General features: G+C 66.7%; 18 protein-coding genes and 1 riboswitch. Of the genes, 12 read left to right on the top strand and 6 right to left on the bottom strand.

Translation table 11 applies throughout. The features are described from left to right. Positions 1-70 precede the first annotated feature (70 nt). The 3 genes from GZH52_RS08990 to GZH52_RS08980 form a co-directional block, all read right to left on the bottom strand. Entirely contained in the window at positions 71-2,446 is a 2,376-nt protein-coding gene (locus GZH52_RS08990; RefSeq protein ID WP_163316145.1) for a YncE family protein, read from the bottom strand. A gap of 97 nt (positions 2,447-2,543) precedes the next feature. Then, entirely contained in the window at positions 2,544-4,238 is a 1,695-nt protein-coding gene (locus GZH52_RS08985; protein WP_163316144.1) for a FimV/HubP-related protein, read from the bottom strand. Positions 4,239-4,285: 47 nt separating this feature from the next. Further along, on the bottom strand, positions 4,286-4,609 hold the full coding sequence (locus tag GZH52_RS08980) for a hypothetical protein (protein ID WP_163316143.1): 324 nt from the start codon (positions 4,607-4,609) through the stop codon (positions 4,286-4,288). Between the two features lie 318 nt (positions 4,610-4,927). Between GZH52_RS08980 and GZH52_RS08975 the strand changes: the two genes are divergently transcribed. From GZH52_RS08975 to GZH52_RS08940, 8 genes are all read left to right on the top strand, one after another. Further along, complete coding sequence (locus tag GZH52_RS08975; RefSeq protein WP_163316142.1) at positions 4,928-5,956, top strand: adenosine deaminase; 1,029 nt, start codon at positions 4,928-4,930, stop codon at positions 5,954-5,956. Then, positions 5,953-6,315, top strand: a complete 363-nt coding sequence (locus GZH52_RS08970; protein WP_163316141.1) for a DUF1289 domain-containing protein — start codon at positions 5,953-5,955, stop codon at positions 6,313-6,315. Before GZH52_RS08975 ends, GZH52_RS08970 begins: the two co-directional genes overlap by 4 nt. A gap of 90 nt (positions 6,316-6,405) precedes the next feature. Continuing rightward, complete coding sequence (locus GZH52_RS08965) at positions 6,406-7,269, top strand: universal stress protein (protein WP_163316140.1); 864 nt, start codon at positions 6,406-6,408, stop codon at positions 7,267-7,269. Positions 7,270-7,305: 36 nt separating this feature from the next. After that, positions 7,306-8,238 (top strand): sodium:calcium antiporter, encoded by a 933-nt coding sequence (locus GZH52_RS08960; RefSeq protein ID WP_163316139.1) that lies wholly within the window; start codon positions 7,306-7,308, stop codon positions 8,236-8,238. Then, on the top strand, positions 8,235-10,922 hold the full coding sequence (locus tag GZH52_RS08955; RefSeq protein WP_163316138.1) for a cation-translocating P-type ATPase: 2,688 nt from the start codon (positions 8,235-8,237) through the stop codon (positions 10,920-10,922). The genes GZH52_RS08960 and GZH52_RS08955 overlap by 4 nt, the downstream gene beginning before the upstream one ends. Positions 10,923-11,220: 298 nt before the next feature. After that, positions 11,221-12,291 (top strand): alanine/ornithine racemase family PLP-dependent enzyme, encoded by a 1,071-nt coding sequence (locus GZH52_RS08950; RefSeq protein ID WP_163316137.1) that lies wholly within the window; start codon positions 11,221-11,223, stop codon positions 12,289-12,291. Between the two features lie 42 nt (positions 12,292-12,333). Beyond that, complete coding sequence (gene arcD / locus GZH52_RS08945) at positions 12,334-13,797, top strand: arginine-ornithine antiporter (protein WP_163316136.1); 1,464 nt, start codon at positions 12,334-12,336, stop codon at positions 13,795-13,797. 171 nt (positions 13,798-13,968) lie between these two features. Then, positions 13,969-14,907 carry a LysR family transcriptional regulator gene (locus GZH52_RS08940; protein ID WP_163316135.1) on the top strand — a complete coding sequence of 313 codons (939 nt, stop codon included), beginning with the start codon at positions 13,969-13,971 and terminating at the stop codon, positions 14,905-14,907. 74 nt (positions 14,908-14,981) lie between these two features. Here GZH52_RS08940 and GZH52_RS08935 read toward each other — a convergent pair whose 3' ends face one another. Beyond that, complete coding sequence (locus GZH52_RS08935; RefSeq protein WP_163316134.1) at positions 14,982-15,248, bottom strand: GlsB/YeaQ/YmgE family stress response membrane protein; 267 nt, start codon at positions 15,246-15,248, stop codon at positions 14,982-14,984. Positions 15,249-15,330: 82 nt separating this feature from the next. Then, entirely contained in the window at positions 15,331-16,542 is a 1,212-nt protein-coding gene (locus GZH52_RS08930; protein ID WP_163316133.1) for an ammonium transporter, read from the bottom strand. 175 nt (positions 16,543-16,717) lie between these two features. After that, a riboswitch (TPP riboswitch) is annotated at positions 16,718-16,809 on the top strand. Between the two features lie 44 nt (positions 16,810-16,853). On the opposite strand from GZH52_RS08930, the gene GZH52_RS08925 reads away from it, so the two are divergent. Genes GZH52_RS08925 through GZH52_RS08915 form a run of 3 tightly spaced genes read left to right on the top strand, consistent with a single transcriptional unit; the run spans position 16,854 to position 20,027 of the window. Continuing rightward, complete coding sequence (locus GZH52_RS08925) at positions 16,854-17,870, top strand: thiamine ABC transporter substrate-binding protein (RefSeq protein WP_163316132.1); 1,017 nt, start codon at positions 16,854-16,856, stop codon at positions 17,868-17,870. Continuing rightward, positions 17,870-19,414 carry an ABC transporter permease gene (locus tag GZH52_RS08920; RefSeq protein WP_163316131.1) on the top strand — a complete coding sequence of 515 codons (1,545 nt, stop codon included), beginning with the start codon at positions 17,870-17,872 and terminating at the stop codon, positions 19,412-19,414. Before GZH52_RS08925 ends, GZH52_RS08920 begins: the two co-directional genes overlap by 1 nt. Then, positions 19,398-20,027, top strand: a complete 630-nt coding sequence (locus tag GZH52_RS08915) for an ABC transporter ATP-binding protein (protein WP_163316130.1) — start codon at positions 19,398-19,400, stop codon at positions 20,025-20,027. Before GZH52_RS08920 ends, GZH52_RS08915 begins: the two co-directional genes overlap by 17 nt. Here GZH52_RS08915 and GZH52_RS08910 read toward each other — a convergent pair. Then, on the bottom strand, positions 20,005-20,487 hold the full coding sequence (locus GZH52_RS08910) for a YbaK/EbsC family protein (protein ID WP_163316129.1): 483 nt from the start codon (positions 20,485-20,487) through the stop codon (positions 20,005-20,007). The genes GZH52_RS08915 and GZH52_RS08910 overlap by 23 nt on opposite strands. 111 nt (positions 20,488-20,598) lie before the next feature. On the opposite strand from GZH52_RS08910, the gene GZH52_RS08905 reads away from it, so the two are divergent. After that, positions 20,599-22,215: a methyl-accepting chemotaxis protein gene (locus GZH52_RS08905; protein ID WP_163316128.1), complete on the top strand. Its 1,617-nt coding sequence runs from the start codon at positions 20,599-20,601 to the stop codon at positions 22,213-22,215. Positions 22,216-22,302 lie beyond the last annotated feature (87 nt).

Here is a 22,302-nt window from a genome sequence, read left to right as displayed (position 1 = left end):
GACGCACAGTCAAAATGCCGCCGGCGCGTAGCGCCGGCGGCATTTCTTATTGCCGCACCTTCAGGCTGACCTACAGCGGGTTCGCTGCGAAATAGCGTTCGAGCGGGTTGACATGGCTGTCAGGACGCGGCTTGCGCATGGATTCGGCGATGCCGTTGTACAGCTCTTCGCGCGGGGTCAGATGGAACTTGTTGACGTCCGGGTCCATGTACGGGAGCTGCTTTTTGCGCTGGAAGTACTGGTGCAATTGCAGGTTCGCCAATTGCAGGCCCCAGCCGGCGTTGGCCCACGCGCTGCCGTGGCTGCCCCAATGGTGGCCAAATTCGTGGCCGATCACGCCGATATCGGCATTGAAGTAATGCGAGTAGAAGAACCAGGTATCAATGCCCAGTACGTCGCCGCCGCCCAGCCCGCCGCCAATGGTCGTCACGCCAAGGCGTAGTTGTGCACGGTTCATGATTGCCCGGAAGTAACGCGGGTAGTCTTCCGGCTTGAAGAAGCCGCCTGGCCCTTCGACCCGCCCCGCATTGCCGAAGAACTCGTGTCCCATGACCTTCTGGTGGTTGAACCACAGGTGTTCAAATTCGGGGCTACTCAGTATCCAGGCGAAATTTGTGATCATGATCACCCATTCGCGCGCGTAGACGGGGGTGATCTTTTCCCAAGCACCATCGGCACGCGAGTATTTGCCGAACAGGATCTTCCAGGTCGGTTTGATTTCCGAGAGTTTCTGCACATGCTTGTCCGTCTTTGAGGCAAGACGTACATCCAGCAGATCCGAGGGATAGTATTCGAGGTGTTCAAGCCCACTCAGGCGGACGAACCCCTGGCCGTCCACGCGCGCAAACGCTTCACCGTCCCTGATGTCGGCCTGCAGCCGTATTGTGCTGAACGCCGGCAGCCTGTCCAGATGGCCAAGCAAGAACCAATTCTGCGAGCCCTTGAAACGGGCTTGAATCTCCAGGTCAGTCACGGGGACCGCGCTGTAGCTGCTCAGCTCGATGCCCGTCTTGCTGGCCTTGCCGCTGAGGATGCGGTCGATGCGGAATGAGCGCAGGGCAGGGTCGGTCAAGGTCTCCCAAGGCTCGCCGTCGCGCAGCATGGTGGCTTGCTGGTGGGTTGCGATGGCGTCAAGGCGGTACTGCCGGACAGCCGGTTGGGCACCGCTGCCGCTTTCTTCGCTGATTTCGCGAAGGGGGGCGACGACTACGCGATTGTCCCCCTGAATACTTGCCAGAAGGTTTGTGCCGACTGCGAAGTCCCGCGATTTGCCCAGTTTTTGCTCGGCCGGATCTCCCCGCTTGAAGTAATGGACGAACTGTTCGTGCGGACGGCCCAGGATGCTGTTCGGCTCTGCCAGGATTTCGCTTGTTGCAAACCCGTCGATGGTGCCGGACGTACGCGCGGCGTACAGGGAGGCGTTGCCGCCGGCGACGTAAGCATTGGCAACAGAGGCCTGCTGTTGGATCGGCTTGATCAGCGTAGTCGAGCGAGCCAGCTCCGCGACGTCGTACACCAGCGTTTTTCCATTGTCGAAGCTGGCGTAAAGCCTGGTCGGCGTCGCTTCAAGTTTTACGGAGCACCAGATGCTCGAGCAATCGGTCAGCTCAAGGTAGGCATGCTTGACCGCCTGCTTATGCTTCTCGGGGAGGACGTCGCCTTGTTGCCAGACTGAAATCCGCTGGTGGGTATCCGCCGCGAAGACATATTTGTCGTTGGCAGCGACTGCCATCGGGTGGACCAGCACCTTGTCCGACGCACCGGCCCAACTGCCGGTGCCCAAGGACATGATGAATGCCGGCGATGCGCCGCTTAAATCGAAGATGTCGACACGGTTCGAAGAGAGCGAACTCGTGTAGAGGCGATCACCATGGACGGTCAGGTCCGGTAGCTTGTTAAAGCCTTCACTTGCGCTGATGCCGTCTATCTTGTCGAGGACTTGTTCCGTCGCCTGGTTGTAACGCAGCACACTGCCGGGATTGCGATCATTGGCGATATAAACCGTGTTGCCGTGCAAGGCGACCGCGCGCGGCGCCCAGTCTTCCAGGCCAAAATCAGCGGCAGCCAGGGTTTGCGCAGTATCGAGCAGGCGCAAGCTGCCGGATGGTGTTACAGGATGCTGATCAGGGGGGAGTGTTTCGACAGGGGGTTCTACCTGGTCATTTTCGGGCAAGCCACCTATCGGAGGAGGAGATGACCCGCTGTTGCTATCCGTGCCACTTCCGCTGCCCAGACAGCCTGTCAGGGTAATTGCTAATGCCAATAACAAGATCTTTTTTATTCCGCTCATGGTTTTTATTCCTTTGTGGTCTTCTGAAAGATTATTTTTAAAAATCTTTGTGCAACGCATGCGGATGACAAAAATACCCAGCTGCGAAGAGCCGGTATCCGCTTCTTCGCTGCCTTGGGGCTTGGGTGCTGGAGGCGAAAGCTTTGCCAGCAGCAAAACGCTGATTAGTTAATACCTATTCGCCTTGCTTGGGCATGCCGAATCCGTCGCAGGTGGAACTGCAACCGGAGGATAAGTAAGCGGGAAGCGGCTGCTACGAGGGTGCAAGCATGGCAGGTGCGCCTTCAAGCCTTGGCGCCTGCGCCTGGTGCAGCATTTGCTCAAGCTCTTCGCGCTGGCGCGCCGCGCGGCGGCGCGCAAGTTGCCAGGCGAGCAGCGAGAGCACGGCCAGCCCGCCCATGCCGGTGGTGATGTAGCGGATGATCGCGTTATCCAAGACCGCCTCGTCTGTCGTTGTCGGCAGGCTTGTCCGTTCGGCAGCCTGCGCGCGCGCCTGTACCCGGGCAACCTCCGCTTCCAGTGCGGCCAACCGCTGTTTGGCCTCCTGTAGCAGCTGCTGCCTGCGCACCTGCGCATCCTGCGTTTGCAAGGCGGCAGCGGGGACGCTGGCCTGCGGGGCTTCGGACGCGGCGGGGTTGGTCGCAGCGCTGTCGCCCGAGGCTGTCAGGGCGGAGGTTTGCCCGATCGCGGGCGCGGGAACCGTGGCCGGAGCCGCGGCCTGCAACGGTGCCGTTGTCTCAACGGCCGCTATGGCTTGTCCGGCATCGGACTGCGGGCGGGCATCTGCTGCCGGGGCCGGAGCAAAAGGCTGGTCCTTGGCCTGGGCAACCTTGATTGCCCTTGCCGGCGGCGCTTTTTGCTGCGCAAGCCCGACCTTGGCGAGCGTCGGCGGGATCATCAATGGCTTGCCGGTCAGCAGCAGGTTGCGGTTGTTCTTGCTGAACGCATGCGGGTTCTGCTGGAACAGGATCTGTTCGGCGAGCGCGGGCTCGGCAGGAAAGTAGTGTCTTGCCAGATGCGAGAGTGTGTCGCCGGTTTGCACCACATGTTTTGCAGCCTTTTGAGGCCGGGCCTGATCGGACCAGCGCCGTTCCGGCGCGGCCGCCTGCCTGGCGGGGGGCGTGTGCTTCAGGCGCAGCAAGTCGGAAGGTGCCGCGCTGTGGCTGGCCAGCGCGTAATGCTTGCGCAGCGTGCGGTCTTTCAGGTGCGCGGCCAAGGTCACTTCCGCTTCTTCGAGCGGGTAGTCGCGCGGGGTGTAGGTGCGCAGTACAACCTTGGGCTCGGCACCCCGGACTATTTCGATCGTCGAATGTTCTAGCGCCTTGCGCAGCGCGGGCGTGTTGCCGCGTGCGGTGAAGTAGGCCTGCCCCTTGCCGGCCAACTCGGCCAGGGCGGGGGCGAGCGAGAATTCCAGCCGCAGTGGCTGCTGCCCGGGCGTCACGCTTAGCAACGCGCCCAGCCCGCGGGCCGGCGTTGGCCGCGGCGCGTTCGCCGCGGGTGCTTGCCCGGTCGCAGTGGGCGCATCCATGGTTGTTGCCGCAGCCGGTGGCTTCCCTGTTGCCCGGGGCTGCTGGTAGCCGTTAACCGCATATTCGCGGATCCAGCGCCCTCCGGCCCACGCAAGCTCGAGCGCGAAGCGCAGCTGTTCGTCCGCTGCCAGCGGCGGGCCTTCGATGCTGATCAGCCAGCGCCCGTCCGCCTGTGGACTCACCTTGAACTTGAGCCCGTTGGCGGCGGGGCTGTTGCGGCCAAGTCCGTTGTAGTCGGCCGGGTTGGCTAGGCCGACCAACGGCGGGAACACGCTGTCGATGGTGTCGACCAGCACCTGGGCGCGGAAGTTATCCTGTTGGCTCGACAGGATCTTGACCTGACCGAGCCCGGCTTCGGCCAGTGGCGAGAGGGTCGCCCCCATCGAGAGCAGCAGCATCGAAGAGGTTTTGCTGTTCATGGAAAGTGATCTGAGCTGCAAGTAATAATTACAAAAGAGAGTGCTATTTATTTTTGGATGGAAATAATGCAAATGTCAATATTTATGTCATTGATGGGCGGCGTGAACCGGCGGACGCACCGCCCGCCTGCGGCATCCCATTCAATGGGCGAGCAGCAAAGGACAGTCCGCTTTGGCAAACAAGGTGCGGGTCGCCGGGCCGAACAACCGTTCACGCCAGCTGTTGTGGCCGAGTGCGCCCATAGCCAGCGCTTGATGAGCGCGAGCGCGATCAGGCGGGCGCCGCGTTCACGGGCGCGCAGCAGCGCATGTTCTCGTGCCCCGTAGCCTGCAGGAGTGTCGGTGAGGGGCAGCAGGATGCGCTTGATCACGGCAATCTCCTTGTGCGGGCCTGGCGTTGGAAAGTCCGGGGCAAGCGGGTTGCCGCTTTGCACAGCCGCTGCGCACAAGGGTGTGGAGCGGCTGTGGATGGTTGTCGCAAGTCTTTGACCAGAAAGTGGAAATGGCGGTTTGCCTAAAAAACGGGCGAAAAGTGCGGGTTTGTCCACCGCCGGAGCGGACAAGCCTGTGGACTGGCTGTGGGTGCGGCATGGCAAGCCCCGCTACGCAAGGCGTGTGGCGTGGTTGCCCAAAAATCGCGCAGGTACGGGCGGTGTTATCATGCGTGCGAGTTTTCACGAGGAACCGCCATGACCGAGCCCGCCGTTGCCGCGCTGATCGCGCGCCTGCCCAAGACCGAGTTGCACCTGCATATCGAGGGCACGCTCGAACCCGAACTGATGTTCGAGCTTGCCCGGAAGAACGGCGTGACCCTGCCGTACGCCGACGTCTCTGCGCTGCGCGCCGCGTACGATTTTTCCGACCTGCAATCCTTTCTCGACCTTTACTACGCCGGCGCCGGCGTGCTGCAGGACGAGGACGACTTCTACCGGCTGACCTTCGCCTACCTTGAGCGCGCGCACCGGGACAAGGTGGTGCACACAGAGATCTTCTTCGACCCGCAGACGCATACCGCGCGCGGCGTGCCCTTTGCCGTGGTGCTCGCCGGCATCCGCCGCGCGCTGGCGCAGGCGCGCACCAAGTGGGGCATGACGTCCAGGCTGATCCTCTCCTTCCTGCGCCACTTGAGCGAAGAGGACGGCATGGCGGCGCTGGAAGAGGCCTTGCCGTGGCTGGACGCGATCGACGGCTTCGGCCTCGATTCGAGCGAGGTCGGCCACCCGCCGGAGAAATTCGCGCAGCTGTTCGAGCGCTGCCGCACGCTTGGCAAGCCGGTGGTCGCGCACGCGGGCGAGGAGGGGCCACCCGAGTACGTGTGGCAGGCGCTCGCGCTTGGCGTGTGCCGGGTCGACCACGGCGTGCGCGCGCTGGAAGACGACGCGCTGGTGGCGAAGCTTGCCGCCAGCCGCATGCCGCTGACGGTGTGCCCGCTCTCCAACCTGAAGCTGTGCGTGGTCGACACGCTCGCTCACCATCCGCTGAAGAAAATGCTGGTGCAGGGGCTGTGCGCGACGGTCAACTCGGACGACCCGTCCTACTTCGGCGGCTACGTCGGCGACAACTACGTCGCTTGCCAGCAGGCGCTGGACCTCGGCGCGGACGACATCGTGCAACTGGTGAAGAACGGCTTCGAGGCGAGCTGGCTGTCCGATAGCGAGAAGGCGCGCTACGTCGCCCAAATCGACGCCGAACTCGCGGCGTGGAGGGCGGCCGCATGAGCGTGGTGTCGCCTTGCGTCGGCGCATGTGCGCTGGACGCCGCCACCCAGACCTGTACCGGCTGCCAGCGGACGCTCGACGAGATCGCCGCTTGGTCGGCGATGGACGACATGCAAAAGCGCGCGGTGTGGGCGCGGCTGTTGTCGCTCAAGCCGCGGGTGCGCCAGAAGCGTTGCGACGCCTGCGGGGCGGCGTTCGGCTGCGGCAGCGGCGGCAAGGACGGCAGTTGCTGGTGCAACGACCTGCCCAACGTGCTGCCGCCGACGCCCGGCGTCGCCGATTGCCTGTGCCCGGACTGCCTGCGCGCGCGTCTTGCCGCCGAACACGCCGCGCGCGGCCTGCCGTTCGACGCGTCCTGAGTGTCCGCCGCAAATCCTTGAATGAAAAAGGGGAACTAATCGGCACGTGCCCGGACGAACGGGTATGACAAAGTCGTTATGGAGGACGACATGCCCGCACTCGAACGCATCCTGGTCGCGACCGATTTTTCCCCGTTGGGCAACGCCGCGGTCCGCCGCGCAGCCCTGCTTGCCGCGCGCGACGGCGCCCAGCTCCTGCTGGTCCACGCTTTGCCGCGCTTTGCCACTTTGCAGTCTGCGTTCGGCGAGCACACGCAGGTCGACCAGCAGATGCGCTCGGCGGCCGAGGCCATTGCCGGCGAACTTTTGGCCGAGGTCGACGCGATGGGCGTTGGCCAGGTCAGCTTCGAGGTGGGCGAGGGGCGCACGCACCGGGTGGTCGCCGACGCGGCCGAGAGCTTCCTGCCCGATCTGGTGGTGATCGGCGCCCACGGCAAGGGTCTGCTCCAGCAGTTTTTCCTGGGCGGCAGCGCCGCGCGCATCCTGTCGCAGTCACGCTGTCCGGTGCTGGTGGTGCGCGAAGCGGCGCGGGGCGACTACACGCAGCTGATCGCCGCGGTCGACCTGGGCCCGCGCTCGGGCGCCGTGATCGACACGGCGCGGACGGTCGGCGGCGCGGCGCCCCTCTTAGCCGTGCACGCGTACACCGCGCCCTTCGAGGCGGCGATGCGCTACAAGCACTTCCCGGAGCAGGACATCCTGCGTTACATCTCCGACGAAGCCGATACGGCGAAAGCCAGTATGGACGCGCTGGTCGAGCCGTACGGTGGCGCGGTCGACGGTCGCGTGGTGTACGGTGATCCCAACCCGGCGTTGCCCGAAGCTGTGCGCGAACAGGGCGCGGGCTTGATCGCCGTCGGCAAGCACGGCGGCACCCGCGTCGAGGAGGCGATCATGGGCAGCGTGCCGCGTTTTTTGGCGTACTACGCGCCGTGCGACGTGCTGGTGTGCTGACGTAAAGCAGGCCTGGTCGGAGCAAAGGGGAGGGGCATGGCGGTTGCGCTTGCCGATACCGGTTTGCTGGCCGGGGCGGTGGTGCTCGCCGCGCTCGGCGGCGAAGCGTTCCTGCGCGCGATCGTTGGCGCGGCAGGCGCGTTCAGGGTGCCTAAGGCCGTGGTCGCGACTACGCTGGCGGCGTGCGCGACCTCCAGCCCGGAGATGGTCGTCTCGACGGTCGCCGCGCTGTCCGGCGCACCGCAGATCGGCCTGGGTGACGCGCTGGGCAGCAACGTCGCCAATATCGCGCTGATCTTCGGCCTGGCCCTGCTGTTCGCGCCGGTACGCGCCGCTGCGGGCGGGCTGGGTGCCGACTACACGCTCGCGCTAGCCGCGCCGTTGCTCACTTTCCTGTTCCTGATGGATGGCGTCCTCTCGCGGGCCGAGGCGCTGCTGCTGTTGGCGGTGTTTGCCGGGTGGCTCATCTGGACGGTGCGTGCGGCGCACGCCTCGCGTTCCGGCGCACGCGAAACCAGCGCATCGACCCTTCCGGTCGGCCGTATTGTCCTCTTCGGGCTGTTCGGCTTGGCCTGCCTCATGCTGGCCGGCCGCCTGTTTGTGCTGGGGGCAAGCGGCGTCGCCGCGTCGTTCGGCGTCGGCGGCTACGTGGTCGGCGTGCTGCTGGTCGCCTTCGGTACCTCGCTGCCCGAACTGGTGACGGTGCTGTTGTCGCGGCTGCGCGGCCACGACGATATCGGCGTCGGCACCCTGATCGGCAGCAACCTCTTTAACGGGCTGGCCATCGTCGGCGTCGCCGGCCTGATCCACCCGATCGCCGTGCCGCGCGCCGAGGTGGCGCTGACGCTCGCCTGCGGCGTTGTGGCCCTGCTGCTGCTGCGCCCCAATGCTGACGGGCTGATCGGTCGCGGCCGCGGCGTGCTTTTGCTCCTGCTCTATGCAGGCTTTGTTTGGGGAACCTTGCAATGAATGAAACCGCGGGCAGCCGGGCCCGACCCGCAACCGAACCCTGGCACGCCATCGAGCCGGCCGACGTCGAAGCCTGCCTGTCGAGCGATGCCTTCGCCGGCCTGTCCGCCGACGAAGCGGGGCGCCGCCTGACTGGCATCGGTGAAAACCGCCTGGCCGAGGCGCCGCCGCGCAGCGCCTGGCTCAAGTTTGCCGACCAGTTCAAGGGCCTGCTGGTGCTGATCCTGCTCGGCGCGGCGGTGCTCGCCGGCGTAGTTGGCGAGTTGAAGGACGCGGTGGTGATCGTGGTGGTGGTGATCCTCAACGCGACGCTCGGTTTCGTGCAGGAGCACCGCGCCGAGGCGGCACTTGCCGCGCTCAAGGGCATGCTCGCGCCGGTGGCGCGCGTGAGGCGCGGCGCCGAGGTGTGCCAGGTCGACGCGGCGGCGCTGGTGCCGGGCGACGTGCTGCTCTTGGAAGCGGGGGACAGGGTCGGTGCCGACGCGCGGGTGTTGTCGGCGCACGGCGCCGAAGTGGCCGAGGCAGCGCTGACCGGCGAGGCGCACCCGGTGGCCAAGCTCTCCGACACGCTGGCGGCGGATACGCCTTTGGCCGAGCGCAGCAATATGGTGTTCATGAACACGGTGCTCACCCGAGGCCGCATCGAGGCGATGGTCACCGCAACCGGCATGCGTACCGAGATGGGGCAGCTGGCCGGCCTGCTCGCCGCGACCGCGGAGGGCGCGACACCCCTGCAGCGCCAGCTCGACGTGCTGGGCAAGCGGCTCGGGCTGATCGCCTGCGCGGTGGTCGCGCTGATGTTCGTGCTCGGCATCGCGCGCGGCGAGCCGCTGGTCGAGACCGCGATGGTCGCCATCGCGCTGGCGGTCGCCGCGATCCCCGAGGGCCTGCCCGCAGTGGTGACGGTGACGCTGGCCTTGGGCATGCACCGCATGGCGAAGCACCAGGCGATCGTCAAGCGCCTCGCCGCCGTCGAGACGCTGGGCTCTACCACGGTGATCTGCTCGGACAAGACCGGCACGCTGACGCTCAACCAGATGACCGCGCGCGTGCTCTACACGGCGGGGGTCCGCCACGCGGTCAGCGGCGAGGGCTACGGCGGGGAGGGCGGGATCGCGGGTCCCTTGCCTGCTGCCGCCTTGGCGGAAGTGTTGCTACCGGCCGCGCTGTGTGTCGACGCGCGCATTCGCGACGGTGAGCTGATCGGCGACCCGACCGAGGGCGCCCTGCTCGCGCTCGCGGCCAAGGCGGGGCTGGACGCTAATGATGCGCAGGCGCACCGCCCGCGCATCGCCGAGATCCCGTTCGATTCGGCGGTCAAGTTCATGGCGACCTTCCACCACGAGGGCAGCCATGTGCGCCTGTGCGTGAAGGGCGCGCCGGACGTGCTGCTCGGGCGCGCTGCCGCGTGGCGCGGCGCAGACGGCCCCTTGCCCTTGGATGCTGCTGCGCGCGCGCGTTTTGTCGCCGAGAACGACGCGCTGGCGGGGGAGGCGATGCGCGTGCTCGCGCTGGCAGAGCGCTGGATCCCCGCCGACCAATTCGACCCGGGTGGCGAGCTGCTCGCGTGGGTCGACGAGCTGACGCTCGTCGCGCTGGTCGGCATCATCGACCCGCCGCGCCCGGAGGCGCGCGCGGCGATCGCGCTCTGTCAGGCGGCGGGGATAGACGTGAAGATGATCACCGGCGACCACCGGGTGACCGCCGCGGCGATCGCGCGAGAACTGGGTCTCGAGGGCGAGGTGCACGAGGGGCGCGCGCTCGACGCGTTGTCCGACGAGGCGCTCTCAGACGTGGTCGACAGGAGCGCGGTGTTCGCGCGCGTCGCGCCCGAGCACAAGCTGCGCATCGTCGAGGCGCTGCAGGCGCGCGGCCATGTGGTCGCGATGACCGGCGACGGCGTCAACGACGCGCCGGCGCTCAAGCGCGCCGACATCGGGGTGGCGATGGGCATCACCGGCACCGAGGTGAGCAAGGAGGCGGCGACGCTGGTGCTCACCGACGACAACTTCGCGACCATCGTGCGCGCCATCGAGGAGGGGCGCACCATCTACGACAATATCGTCAAGTTCGTCCGCTTCCAGCTCTCGACCAACGTCGGCGCCATCCTCACCGTGCTCGCCGCGCCGCTGTTGGGGCTTGCCACGCCGTTCACCGCGATCCAGCTGTTGTGGGTCAACATCATCATGGACGGGCCGCCGGCGATGACGCTCGGCGTCGAACCCCCGCGCGAGGGCGTGATGCTGGAGGCGCCGCGCGAGGCGGACGCGGCCATCCTGTCTTGGCAACGGTTGTGGCGCATCCTGCTCTACGGCGCGACGATGGCGGCCGGCACGCTCGGCGTCTACCTGTGGGCGCTGGCGGAAAGTGACGCCGTGTCGGCAAGCACGTTGGCGTTCACCACCTTCGTGCTATTCCAGTTCTTCAATATCTTCAACGCGCGCGCCGAGTACGGCTCGGCGTTCAACCGACAGTTCTTCAGCAACGGCAAGCTGTGGCTGGCGATCGTCGGGGTGGTCGCGCTGCAGGTGCTGGTCGTGCACTGGGCGCCGGCGCAGGCGGTGTTCGACACCGTCGACCTCACCGGTAGCCAGTGGGCGCTCGCGGCGGGGGTTGCCTCGAGCACGCTGTTGCTGGAAGAGGCGCGCAAGTTTCTGTTGCGGGTGTTCGCTACCAGCCGATAGGGCGGCGGGGTGGGTAGACGGGCCCGGTTGCGACAGGCAGCCGGGCCCGTTTCGTTTGGCGGGGGCCACGCCGCATGTGCTCAGGGTGGTGCCGACTTGGAGGACGCAGCGCGGCCGTGGCGGGTGCAGGCCTGGTTCGTTACTTCACGTTTTTCTGATGTTAACTTGAATACATGATGATTTATTGATGTAACGCCGCGGCGTAAATTCTCCGACATCGCAGCGGGCGGCCGGCAGCCCGCGCCAGAGAGCCGGGTCCGGGTATCCGGGCCCCACCCAAGGTAATCGGAGGATCATCATGTCTCAGACGCTGCCCTGTCTTTTTGTCGACCTGCCGGTCGTGCGTGCCAACGCCCAGGCGATGGTCGAGTTGTGCGAAGCCTCGGGCATCCACCCGGTCGGCATCACCAAGCTCGCCTGCGGCGCGCCGGAAGTCGCCGAAGCTTTCGTTGAAGGCGGCATCCGCGTCGTCGGCGACTCCCGCGTCAACAACCTCGCCAAATTCAAGGACCTGCCGGTCGAAAAGCTGCTGCTGCGCATCCCGTCGGTCAGCAACGCGCTGGACACCGTGCGCTACGCAGACGTCTCGCTGAACTCCGAACCGCATACCGTGCGGGCGCTGTCCGCCGCCGCCGTCGCGCTGGGCCGCAGCCACAAGGTGATCGTGATGCACGACCTGGGCGACTTGCGCGAGGGCTGCTTCAGCGCGGACGACACCGTCGCGCTGGCACGTCTGGTGACCGAACTGCCTGGCCTCGTACTCGAAGGACTGGGCACCAACCTCGCCTGCTACGGCGGCGTCGAGCCGACCACCGACAACCAGCAGCAACTGGTCGACATCGCGCACCGCATCGAGCGCGAACTAGGCGTGAAGCTGCACGTGGTCTCCGGCGCGAGCTCGGCCGCGCTGCCCCTGCTGTTGCGCGGCGGCATGCCCGAGGGCGTCAACCAGCTGCGCCTGGGCGCGTCCTTGCTGATGGGCATCGGTCTTAACGACGACCCGATCCCGGGCACCAGCCAGGACACCATGCGTCTGGGCGTCGAGATCGTCGAACTGAAGGAAAAGCCTTCGGTGCCGGTCAATTCGACCGCGCTGGATGCCTTCGGCAACAAGCCGGTGTTCGAGGACTTCGGCATCCGCAAGCGCGCGATCTGCGCGATCGGCAAGCAGGACGTCAACTTCGACGACCTGATCCCGCAGGACAAGGCGGTGCGCATCATCGGCGGCAGCTCCGACCACCTGATCCTCGACGTGACCGATTCCGACCTCAACTACCAGGTCGGCGACACCGTCTACTTCGCGCTGAGCTACGGCGGCGCGCTGCAATGCATGACTTCCGAGTACGTGCGCAAGGAATACCTGCACTGAAACCGGTGCATTTGATTTGGAACCCTCGCAAGGAGTCTCTTTATGACTGAACTCGTTCAAGACGGCGCCCCGGCCGCCACCGGCTCGGCCGAGCCCAAGCTCAAGCTCGGCGCGCTGACCGCGCTGGTGGTCAGCGCGCTGATCGCCGCCGGCATCTTCTCGCTGCCGCAGAACATGGCGGCGTCGGCCGGCGCCGGCGCGATCATCATTGGCTGGGCGATCACCTTCGTCGGCATGCTGATGCTCGCCTTCGTGTTCCAGACGCTGGCCAACCGCAAGCCCGACGTCGAAGGCGGCGTGTACGGCTACGCCCGTGCCGGTTTCGGCCCGTACATGGGCTTCAACTCGGCGTGGGGTTACTGGATCTCGGCGTGGATCGGCAACGTGTCTTACTACGTGGTGATCTTCTCCGCGTTCAGCTCGTTCGCCGGGCTCGAGTTCTTCGGCGAGGGCAACACCCTGCCGGCGATCCTCTGCTCGTCCATCCTGCTGTGGGCCTACCACTTCCTGATCTGCCGCGGCATCCAGGGCGCCGCGATGATCAACATCGTCACCACCATCGCCAAGCTGATCCCGCTGGGCCTCTTCCTGGTGCTGGTGTTCGTCGCCTTCAAGATCGAGACCTTCCAGCTCGACTTCTGGGGCCGTCCGGAACTCGGCTCCATCCTCGACCAGGTCAAGAGCACCATGCTGGTGACCACCTGGGTGTTCATCGGCATCGAGGGCGCGTCGATCTTCTCCAGCCGCGCCGAAAAGATGGCCGACGTGGGCAAGGCGACGATGATCGGCTTCGCGCTGTCCATCATGATGTTCGTCGCGGTGTCGCTGCTGTCGCTGGGCGTGCTCTCGCAGCCGGAACTGGCCGCGCTGAAGAACCCGTCGACCGCTGGCGTGCTCAAGGCTGCCGTGGGGGATTGGGGCGCGACGCTGATGAACGCGGGCCTGATCATCTCGGTGGGCGGCGCGCTGCTCGCCTGGACCCTGCTCGCCGCCGAAGTGCCGTATCTGGCAGGCAAGGACGGCACCATGCCGGCTTTCCTCGGCAAGACCAACGCCAAGGGCGCCCCGGTCAACGCGTTACTCCTGACCAACGGCCTGGTGCAGCTGTTCCTGATCATCACCCTGTTCAACGGTTCGGCCTACCTCGACCTGCTGTTACTGGCTACGTCGATGATCCTGATCCCGTACCTGTTGTGCGCGCTGTACGCGGTGATGATCGCCGTGCGCAAGGACGGCTACCAGGGTGCGGACGGCGCCGCCGGCAAGGACCTGGCCATCGGTGTGCTCGCCTCGGTGTACGGCTGCTGGCTCCTGTACGCGGCAGGCCCCAAGTACCTGCTGCTGTCGATGGTGCTGTACGCACCGGGCATCCTGTTCTACGTGAAGGCCCGTACCGAGCAGAAGCTCGCGGTGTTCACCCGCAACGAGATGGTGCTGGCTGGCATCGCCGTCCTGCTCGGCCTGATTGCCGCCTGGCAGCTCGCGACCGGTGCGCTGACCATCTGATCCACCCGTTTTTCTCCGTGATGTACTCAGTTTGCCCCCGCCCGTGCGGGGGCCTTTTTTTGTGCGCTTGATGGCAGTCAACACAGGTCTGGATGGCGCCTGCTAGCCTTGCCCCGCATCAGGCCAGCGCCCGGGACAGCGGCGCGGCCTTCACGGAGGAGGGTAGGGGTCATGCGGCTCGATAATTTCGACTTGCGCCTGTTGCGCATTTTCATGGTGATCGTCGAGAGCGGCGGTTTTTCGGCGGCGCAGGCGCGTCTGGGGATGAGCCAGTCGGCGATCAGCTGCAAGATGAACGACCTGGAGACCCGGCTGGGCATGCGGCTGTGCCAGCGCGGGCGCAGCGGCTTTCGTCTGACGCAGGAAGGCGAGCAGGTCTACGAGGAGACGCTGTCGCTGCTTCGCGAGGTCGGCGACTACGAGGGCAGGCTTGGACAGATCCGCGACAAGATCTTCGGCCATGTGCGCATCGGTCTGGTCGACACCGTCGCGATGAACCCGTCGTGCCGGCTATCGGCCGCCATTGCGGCATTCAACCGGCAGTACCCCGAAGTCGGCGTCACCCTCGACGTGATGGACAGCAACGAGATCGAGGCGCTGCTGCTGCAGGGCAAGCTCCATATCGGGCTGACTTCGAGCGAGCACGAGATGCCGGGCCTGAGCTACCGCACGCTGTTTTGCGAGCGCCAGCGCCTCTATGCAGCGGCCGACCACCCACTGTTCCGGCTTGCCGAGCGGCCGACGCGCAAGAAGGACCTGATGCCGTTCGCGATCGCCGGGCGCGGCAAGCCGGGAGTGACGCCGGTGGATGCGGCCGAGGGGTTCACGGTGCGCGCCTCCAGCGCGCATATGGAAGGCACCGCCGTGCTGCTGCTGTCGGGCGAGCTGATCGGCTACCTGCCCGAACACTACGCGCGGCCGTGGGTCGAGGCGGGCCGCCTGCGCTGCCTCAACATGCCCGCGCTCGACTATTTCCCGCCCTTCATGCTGACCCTGCCGCGCTACGGCATGCGCTCGCAGGCGACCGAAAGGCTGGTCGAGGAGATCGAGCGCGCGCATCCGCAAGGCGCCGGCGCGCCGGAGAAGGTCGGCACGCCCGAGCCTGCGTAAGTTGCAAGGAAGAGCCTAGCCAAAGTGCCGGCGGGCGGATGCCCGTCGGCTTGTTTCGGGGGCTTGCCGGTCATTTACTTGAACACGCCGACCAGCTTGAGCACGAAGATCAGGATGACGGCGCCCAGGATGCCGAAGGCGAGGCCCGACAGCGAGAAGCTGCCGGCGGCGTCGGCCGAGGAGAAGCCCAGCAGGTCGCCGAATACCCAGCGCCCGAGCGCCGAGCCGACGATGCCGACCAGGATGTTGGCGATCGCGCCTTGCTGCGCGTCGGTGCCCATGACCTTGCTGGCCAGCCAGCCGATCAGCGCGCCGACGATCAGGGTGATGATCCAGCCCATGATTGCTCCTTTTTCAGAGGGATACGACGGACGAAAAAACGGTGCGCGGCAGTATGCCGCGCACCGTCAGGTGCACAGAGGCTCAGCCCTGCTTGTCGAAATGATAGGCGCTCTCGCCGAATTCGCCCTGGTCCAGCCCCTCGTCCTCGACGGCCGGGCTCACGCGCGGCTTGTGGACGAGCTTCATGATGATCCAGGTGACGACGAAGGAGTACACGGCGACCACCACCACTGCGAGCAGCTGGATCGCGAACTGGTGCAGGCCGCCCGTCACGTCGTCGACTGCGCGGTTGGCGAGCAGGCCGACCAGCAGCGAGCCGGTCACGCCGCCGACGCCGTGCGCGCGGAATACCTCGAGTGCGTCGTCGAAGCGGTAGCGTTGCTGGACGGCCTTGGCGAAGTAGCACACCGTCGCGCCGATCGCGCCGATCAGCACGGCGGACGCCGGCTCGACGTAGCCCGCGGTCGGCGTGATCGTCGCCAGCCCCGCGACACCGCCGACCATCACGCCGGCAAAGGAGGGTTTCTTCTCGACGCGCCAGGCGATGGCCAGCCACACGCACATGGCGACCGCGCCGGCGATCGCGGTGTTGACGAAAGCGTAGGCTGCCAGGCCGTTGGCCGCGTACGCGCCCCCGGCGTTGAAGCCGAACCAGCCGAACCACAACAGGCCGGTGCCGACGGCGACGATAGGCAGGTTGGACGGCGGGGTCTCCTCGCCCGGCTTGAGGTCACGCTTGCCCAGGAACAGCACGGTGGCGAGCGCGGCGAAGCCCGCGGTGGTGTGCACCACGATGCCGCCTGCGAAGTCGATCACGCCGAGCTTCTGCATGAAGCCGCCGCCCCAGATCCAGTGCGCGACCGGCACGTAGATCAGCAGGATCCACAGCACGATGAAGGCGAGGAAGGCCTTGAAGCTGAAGCGTTCGGCGAACGCGCCGGTGATCAGCGCCGGCGTGATGATGGCGAACATCATCTGGTAGGCGAAGAACATGATGAAGGGGATCGACGGCGCGTAGCCCGGGTGCGGGATCACGCTGACGTTGTTCAGCGCGAAGAACGACATGTCGCCGATCAGGCCGCCGACGTCGGGGCCGAAGGCGAGGCTGAAGCCGCCGAAGATCCAGACGACGGTGACGACGCCCATGCAGATGAAGTTCTGCATCATGATCGACAGCATGCTGCGGCTGCGCACCAGGCCGCCGTAAAACAGCGCGAGCCCCGGCGTCATCAGGCAGACCAGTGCCGTGCACAGGATGATGAAGGCGGTATCGCCCGTATTGATGATGTACATGGAGCTAACTCCGGCTAGTGCCGCGGCTTTGCCGCGGCGGGTGAACCACGGCCGGCGCACGCGCCGGCCTCCCGTTCCTACTTTATGGAGCACGGGTAGCGTTTGTGCCGCGATTATTTAGGGCAGGTGAAATGGGGTGCGGCTTTTGTCGTGAAGCATTTGCCTTTATCATGCAAGCCGTCACCGGGGGTGCCCTTGCCGGGCTGAGAGAAACCCCAATACCTGATCCGGGTCGTGCCGGCGTAGGGAGCGTGACCTGCCGTGGCAGGCGTCCGCCCTTCGTCGTCCGTCCCTTGCCACGGAGTGTCCCGATGTCCCGTCCGTCCTTGCGCCTCTGCGCGCTGGCCTTCGCCATGGCCGGCGCCGCCGTGTCCGCCGCCGAACTGCGCGTGCTTACCCATTCTTCCTTTGATCTGCCCAAGGCCAGGCTCGCCGCGTTCGAGCAGGGCGCCGGCGTCAAGCTGGTGCTGGTCAAGGGCGGTGACGCGGGGGAGATGCTCAACAAGCTGATCCTGACCCGCGCCAACCCGATCGCCGACGTCGTCTACGGCATCGACAACACGCTCGCGGCCAAGGCCGAGAGCGCCGGCGTGCTCGCACCCTACCAGGGCCCGGCACTTGCCAAAAAGGCCAAACACCAATTGGGCGGCAGCCTCGTCAGCGTCGACTACGGCTACGTGACGCTCAACTACGACAAGGCGTGGTTCGAGAAGAATGCCTTGCCGCTGCCCGCGTCGCTCGCCGACCTTGCCAAGCCCGAGTACGCGCGCCGCCTGGTGGTGCAGAACCCGGCCACCTCCAGCCCGGGTCTCGCCTTCATGCTGGCAACGGTGACCGGCATGGGCGAAGCGAAGGCGTTCGACTGGTGGGCCAAGCTGCGCGCGGGCGGGGTGAAGGTCGCCAAGGGCTGGAGCGAGGCGTACTACACGGACTTCACGCGCGCCGGCGGCGACCGTCCGCTGGTGGTCAGCTACGCGACCAGCCCGGCGGCCGAGGTGTTCTACGCGAAGGAGCCGCCCAAGGCATCGCCGACCGGCAACCTGTTCCTCAAGGGCGGCGTATTCCGCCAGGTCGAGGGCGTCGCGCTGGTGAAGGGCGGTCGCGAAGTCGCCGCGGCCCGCCGCTTTGTCGAGTTCATGCGCTCGCCCGAGGTGCAGGCCGAACTGCAGACGTCGATGTGGATGTACCCGGTGGTCGAGGGCAGCGCCCGCGCGCCGGTGTTCGCGCACGCGGTCGAACCCGCCGCGGTGGCCGAGACGGACGGCAAGCTGGTCGCCGCCAAACAGCAGGGCTGGGTGCGCCGCTGGACGCAGACCATGCTGCGCTGATGCGCGCCTTGTCTTCCCTTTCTGCACGCGCGCTATTGGCAGCGCCGCCGCTGGCGATGCTCACTGCCTTGAGCTTGCTGCCGCTTGCGCGCCTTGTCGCCTACGGCTGGGACGCAGGCTCGCTCGCGCTATTGGCCGACGGTTATTTCCAGTCGCGCATTGCCTGGTCGCTCGCGCAGGCGGCGATCACCTGCGTGCTATGCGTGCTCATCGGCGTGCCCATCGCCTGGGTATTCGCGCGTACCGAGTTTGCCGGGCGCGGCTTGCTGCTGCGCCTGTTGTTGCTGCCCTTCGTGATGCCGACGCTGGTCGCGGCGATGGGGGTGCTCGCGCTGTTCGGCTCCACCGGCTACACCGGCGTCGACCTCGCCGGCACCCCGGCGCTCTTGTTGTACGGCAACCTGTTCTTCAACCTGCCGCTCTTGGTGCGCGCCGGTGTCGATGGCTTCGCCGCCTTGCCCGCCGCCCGGCTCGACGCCGCGCGCTCGCTGGGCGCGAGCCCGTGGCGCGCGTTCTGGCGCGTCGAGTTGCCGTCGGTGCTGCCGCACCTGGCTGCCGCCCTGTGCCTGGTGTTCCTCTACTGCTTCTCCGGCTTCGGCCTCGCGCTGTTGCTCGGCGGCCAGCGCTGGGCGACGGTCGAAGTCGAGATCTACACGCTGATCGCGTACGAATTGAACCTCGCCGACGCCGGCGTGCTCGCGCTCGCCGCGCTGGCGGTGACCGCGCTGTGCGCGCTTGCCTACGCGGTGCTTGAGCGGCGCCTGGCGGTGCCGACGCGCATCCAGCCGGTCGCGCGCGTCACGGCGCGAAGTTGCGGTGCGCGCCTGCGCCTGGCAGCGGCGCTTTTCGCGCTCGCGTTTTTCTGCGCGGCGCCGCTGCTTGCGCTTTTGCTGCGCGCGCTCGTCGTGCTACCGGGCCAGGCGTCGCTGCTTGTCGATGAAGAAACGCTGTCTGCGCTCGCCAACACCCTGCGTTTTTCGCTCCAGGCGCTCCTGCTGGCGGTGCCACTGGGCGTACTGCACGCGCTCGCCGCCAAGGGCGGCAGCCTGATGCGCGCGGCGGCCTTCCTGCCTTTCATCGTGTCGCCGGTGTGCATGGCCTTCGGCATCCTGCTGCTCTACCCCGAGTGGACGGCGTCGCAGGGCGTGCTGGTGGCGTGCTACGCGCTGTTTGCCTACCCCTTCATCGCGCGCGGGCTCGCCTCGGCGCTCGACGCGATCCCCGGCAACCTCACCGACGCCGCGCGCACGCTGGGCGCGACGCCGTGGCGTACCTTCCGCCGGCTGACCTGGCCCTTATTGTCGGGCGCGTTCGCACGCGCGCTATCGTTCGCGGCGGCGACTTGCGTCGGCGAATTCGCGGTCACGCTGTTCTTGTCGCGCCCGGAATGGACGACGCTGACCACGCTGATCTACCAGAAACTCGGCCGCCCCGGCGCGGCCAACCTCGACGCCGCGCTGATCCTGTCTGCGCTGCTGATGCTGTTCGCGCTGGCAGCCTTCATGGTGATCGAGCGCAAGGATGCCCATGCTGCAACTCACTGACCTGACCGTGCGCCACGGCGCGCGCACCCTGATCGAGCATTTTTCGCTGAGCGTCGGCGCGGGCGAGACAGTCGCGCTGTTGGGGCCGTCCGGCTGCGGCAAGAGTTCGCTCTTGCGCGTCGTCGCCGGCCTGGCGGCGCCGGCGGCGGGCAGGGTGATGTTCGCAGGGGAAGACATCACGGCGACACCGCCCGAGCGGCGCGGCTTCTCGCTGATGTTCCAGGACTTCGCGCTGTTCCCGCACCTGAACGTGCTGGGCAACGTGATGTTCGGGCTGATCGAGCGGCGCATGCCCAAGGCGCAGGCACGCGAGACCGCGCGGGACTGGCTCAGCCGGGTGGGGCTAGCTGGCTTTGAGACGCGGCGGGTGTGGACGCTGTCCGGCGGCGAGCAGCAGCGCGTCGCGTTGGCGCGTGCGTTGGCGGTGTCGCCGCGCGCCTTGTTGCTGGACGAGCCGTTTTCCGCGCTGGACGCCGACTTGCGGCTGCGGCTGGGCGACGAGAGCCGGCGCCTGGTGCTGGGCGCCGGCATCCCGGCCATCCTGGTCACCCACGACGCGGCCGAGGCCGGACGCCTCGCCGACCGCGTAATCAGGCTGCCGGCATCTCGCTAGCAAACTTGCACACGTCGACCCACTCGCCGCCGGCCAACTCGGCGAGCAGCGTGGGCGAGACGCGCACCGCGCTGTGCACGGCACCCGCCGCCGGCAGCACCTCGTCGAATGCCGTAAGCGAAGTATCCAGATAGACCGGCAGCGGCGTGGCGAGCCCGAACGGGCAGACGCCGCCGACCGGGTGGCCGGTCACGCCTTCGACTTCCTCCGCGCCCAGCATCTTGCCCTTGCCGAAACGCGCCTTGAAGCGCGCGTTGTCGATGCGCGCGTCGCCGCGGGTGACCAGGATCAGCACCTCGCCCGCCACGGTGCGAAAGGCGAGCGTCTTGGCGATGCGCCCGGGTTCGACCCCGTGCGCACGTGCGGCAAGTTCGACGGTCGCGGTGCTGGTTTCAAGTTCGATGATGGCCATGTGCGGGGCACGTTCGGCGAAGAAGCGGCGGACGGATTCCAGGCTCATGTAAGTTCCTCGTCAGGTAAAACGCCAATATCAATATTTATTTCTAAGGCATATTTTCCCGTGGAATAATGACCAGTACAACAACATAGTCTTCACCCGTGGGGTAATGCCATGACAGTCAAGAAACAGCTGCTCGCGCAGCTTGCCGCAATGCTGCTCGGCGTCGTATTGATGGCCGGCTGGGGCTTGTTCAACCTGTATACCTCGCTGGTCGAGGCTCACCGCGAGGCGGTGAGCGAGCAGACGCAGGGCGCGGTTTCCATCATCCGCGCGTACGAGGATGCGGCGCGCAGCGGCACGCTGCCGCTTGCCGAGGCGCAGGCGCGCGCCAAGGCGGCGCTGATGGCCGCGCGTTACGGTGAGGACGGCTACTTCTACCTGCTCGACGACAAGCTCAACTTCATCGCACATCCGGTCAAGCCCAAGCTCGCGGGTAGCAGCATGTACGCGCTGAAGACGCCGGACGGCAAGAGCCTCGGCGAGATCTTCGCCGCGGCGATGGCCGCGAACGACGTCGCGCGCTACGACTGGCCCAAGCCCGGTGCCGACGCACCGGTCGGCAAGATGAGCATGAACCTCAAGTCCGGCGACTGGGGCTGGGTGGTCGGCACCGGCATCTACACCGACGAGATCAGTAGCGACGTGCTGGGCCATGCGCTCGAGCAGGGCGGCGTACTGGCCGTGCTGGCGCTGCTGCTGGGCGCGCTCGGGGTGATGATCTCGCGCAACATCCTGCGCGTGCTGGGTGGCGAGCCCGCCTACGCGCGCGACGTGGTCGGCGAGGTGGCTGCCGGCCGCCTGTATACCGAGGTGAAACTGCAGCCGGGCGACCGCGACAGTCTGCTCGCCGGCATCGCGCAGATGCAGGCGAGGCTGCGCGATACGGTTGGCGAGGTGGCCGGCCACGCGCGGGTGTTGAGCGAACGCGCGGAGGCGCTCGACGTCAGCGTCAGCCGGGTCGCCGAGCGTTCGGGCGAGCAGAGCTCGGCGGCGACTTCGATGGCCGCGGCGATCGAGGAGATGACGCAGGGCATCGCACAGATTTCCGGCAACGCCGAACAGGCGCAGGCGCTGGGCGTTCGTTCGGGCGAGTTCTCGCGCGAGGGCGGCGCGGTGGTGCGCGGCGCGGTCGACGAGATGCGCGAAATCAACAAGACGGTCGACGCGGCCGCAGGCTCGCTGTCCAGCCTGGTCAACGACGTGGCCGGCATCTCGTCCATCGTCGCCGTGATCCGCGAGATCGCCGACCAGACCAACCTGTTGGCGCTCAACGCGGCGATCGAGGCCGCGCGCGCGGGCGAGACCGGCCGCGGCTTCGCGGTGGTCGCCGACGAGGTGAGGAAGCTTGCCGAGCGTACCTCGGGCGCGACGAGCGAGATCGTCGTCAAGATCGGCCATATCCAGCAACTCTCCGACAGTACGCGCGAGGCGATGCTCGAGGCGGTCGGCAAGGTGGCGACCGGGGTCGAACTGGCGGACAAGGGGCGCGAGGCGATCGACCGCATTGAGGAGAGCTCGGGCATCGTGCAGGGCGCGGTGAAGGACATCGCCGGTTCGCTGCACGAGCAGAGCACGGCCAGCTCCGAGATCGCGACGCATGTCGAGCAGATCGCCGCTTCCGCCGGCGACAATGCGGCCGCCGCGCGCGAGGCCGCGCACGCGACCGCCGCGATGCGCGATCTCTCCGGCGCGCTCAGGCAGTCGGTGTCGCATTTCCAGTTGAACTAGGCATCTGCTGCGATGCAAAGAAGCCCGCCTTGAGCGGGCTTCTTTCATTCCGGGCGCCGTGCCGCGGGGCATCGGACCCCCTTGCCG

The organism is Crenobacter caeni, from assembly GCF_010435965.1.
In the GTDB taxonomy this organism is placed as follows: Bacteria; Pseudomonadota; Gammaproteobacteria; order Burkholderiales; family Chromobacteriaceae; genus Craterilacuibacter; species Craterilacuibacter caeni.
The sequence above is the reverse complement of the archived record's forward strand: the minus strand, read 5'-3'. Positions and strand labels throughout refer to the sequence as shown.

What these genes read in the sequence shown, in the direction of transcription:
- GZH52_RS08960 (WP_163316139.1), top strand. Translation starts at nt 7,306, where the DNA reads ATGGCGGTTGCGCTTGCCGATACCGGTTTGCTGGCCGGGGCGGTGGTG.
- GZH52_RS08915 (WP_163316130.1), top strand. Translation starts at nt 19,398, where the DNA reads ATGCTGCAACTCACTGACCTGACCGTGCGCCACGGCGCGCGCACCCTG.
- arcD (WP_163316136.1), top strand. Translation starts at nt 12,334, where the DNA reads ATGACTGAACTCGTTCAAGACGGCGCCCCGGCCGCCACCGGCTCGGCC.
- GZH52_RS08905 (WP_163316128.1), top strand. Translation starts at nt 20,599, where the DNA reads ATGACAGTCAAGAAACAGCTGCTCGCGCAGCTTGCCGCAATGCTGCTC.
- GZH52_RS08965 (WP_163316140.1), top strand. Translation starts at nt 6,406, where the DNA reads ATGCCCGCACTCGAACGCATCCTGGTCGCGACCGATTTTTCCCCGTTG.
- GZH52_RS08935 (WP_163316134.1), bottom strand. Translation starts at nt 15,248, where the DNA reads ATGGGCTGGATCATCACCCTGATCGTCGGCGCGCTGATCGGCTGGCTG.
- GZH52_RS08930 (WP_163316133.1), bottom strand. Translation starts at nt 16,542, where the DNA reads ATGTACATCATCAATACGGGCGATACCGCCTTCATCATCCTGTGCACG.
- GZH52_RS08985 (WP_163316144.1), bottom strand. Translation starts at nt 4,238, where the DNA reads ATGAACAGCAAAACCTCTTCGATGCTGCTGCTCTCGATGGGGGCGACC.
- GZH52_RS08975 (WP_163316142.1), top strand. Translation starts at nt 4,928, where the DNA reads ATGACCGAGCCCGCCGTTGCCGCGCTGATCGCGCGCCTGCCCAAGACC.
- GZH52_RS08940 (WP_163316135.1), top strand. Translation starts at nt 13,969, where the DNA reads ATGCGGCTCGATAATTTCGACTTGCGCCTGTTGCGCATTTTCATGGTG.
- GZH52_RS08955 (WP_163316138.1), top strand. Translation starts at nt 8,235, where the DNA reads ATGAATGAAACCGCGGGCAGCCGGGCCCGACCCGCAACCGAACCCTGG.
- GZH52_RS08970 (WP_163316141.1), top strand. Translation starts at nt 5,953, where the DNA reads ATGAGCGTGGTGTCGCCTTGCGTCGGCGCATGTGCGCTGGACGCCGCC.
- GZH52_RS08925 (WP_163316132.1), top strand. Translation starts at nt 16,854, where the DNA reads ATGTCCCGTCCGTCCTTGCGCCTCTGCGCGCTGGCCTTCGCCATGGCC.
- GZH52_RS08950 (WP_163316137.1), top strand. Translation starts at nt 11,221, where the DNA reads ATGTCTCAGACGCTGCCCTGTCTTTTTGTCGACCTGCCGGTCGTGCGT.
- GZH52_RS08920 (WP_163316131.1), top strand. Translation starts at nt 17,870, where the DNA reads ATGCGCGCCTTGTCTTCCCTTTCTGCACGCGCGCTATTGGCAGCGCCG.
- GZH52_RS08910 (WP_163316129.1), bottom strand. Translation starts at nt 20,487, where the DNA reads ATGAGCCTGGAATCCGTCCGCCGCTTCTTCGCCGAACGTGCCCCGCAC.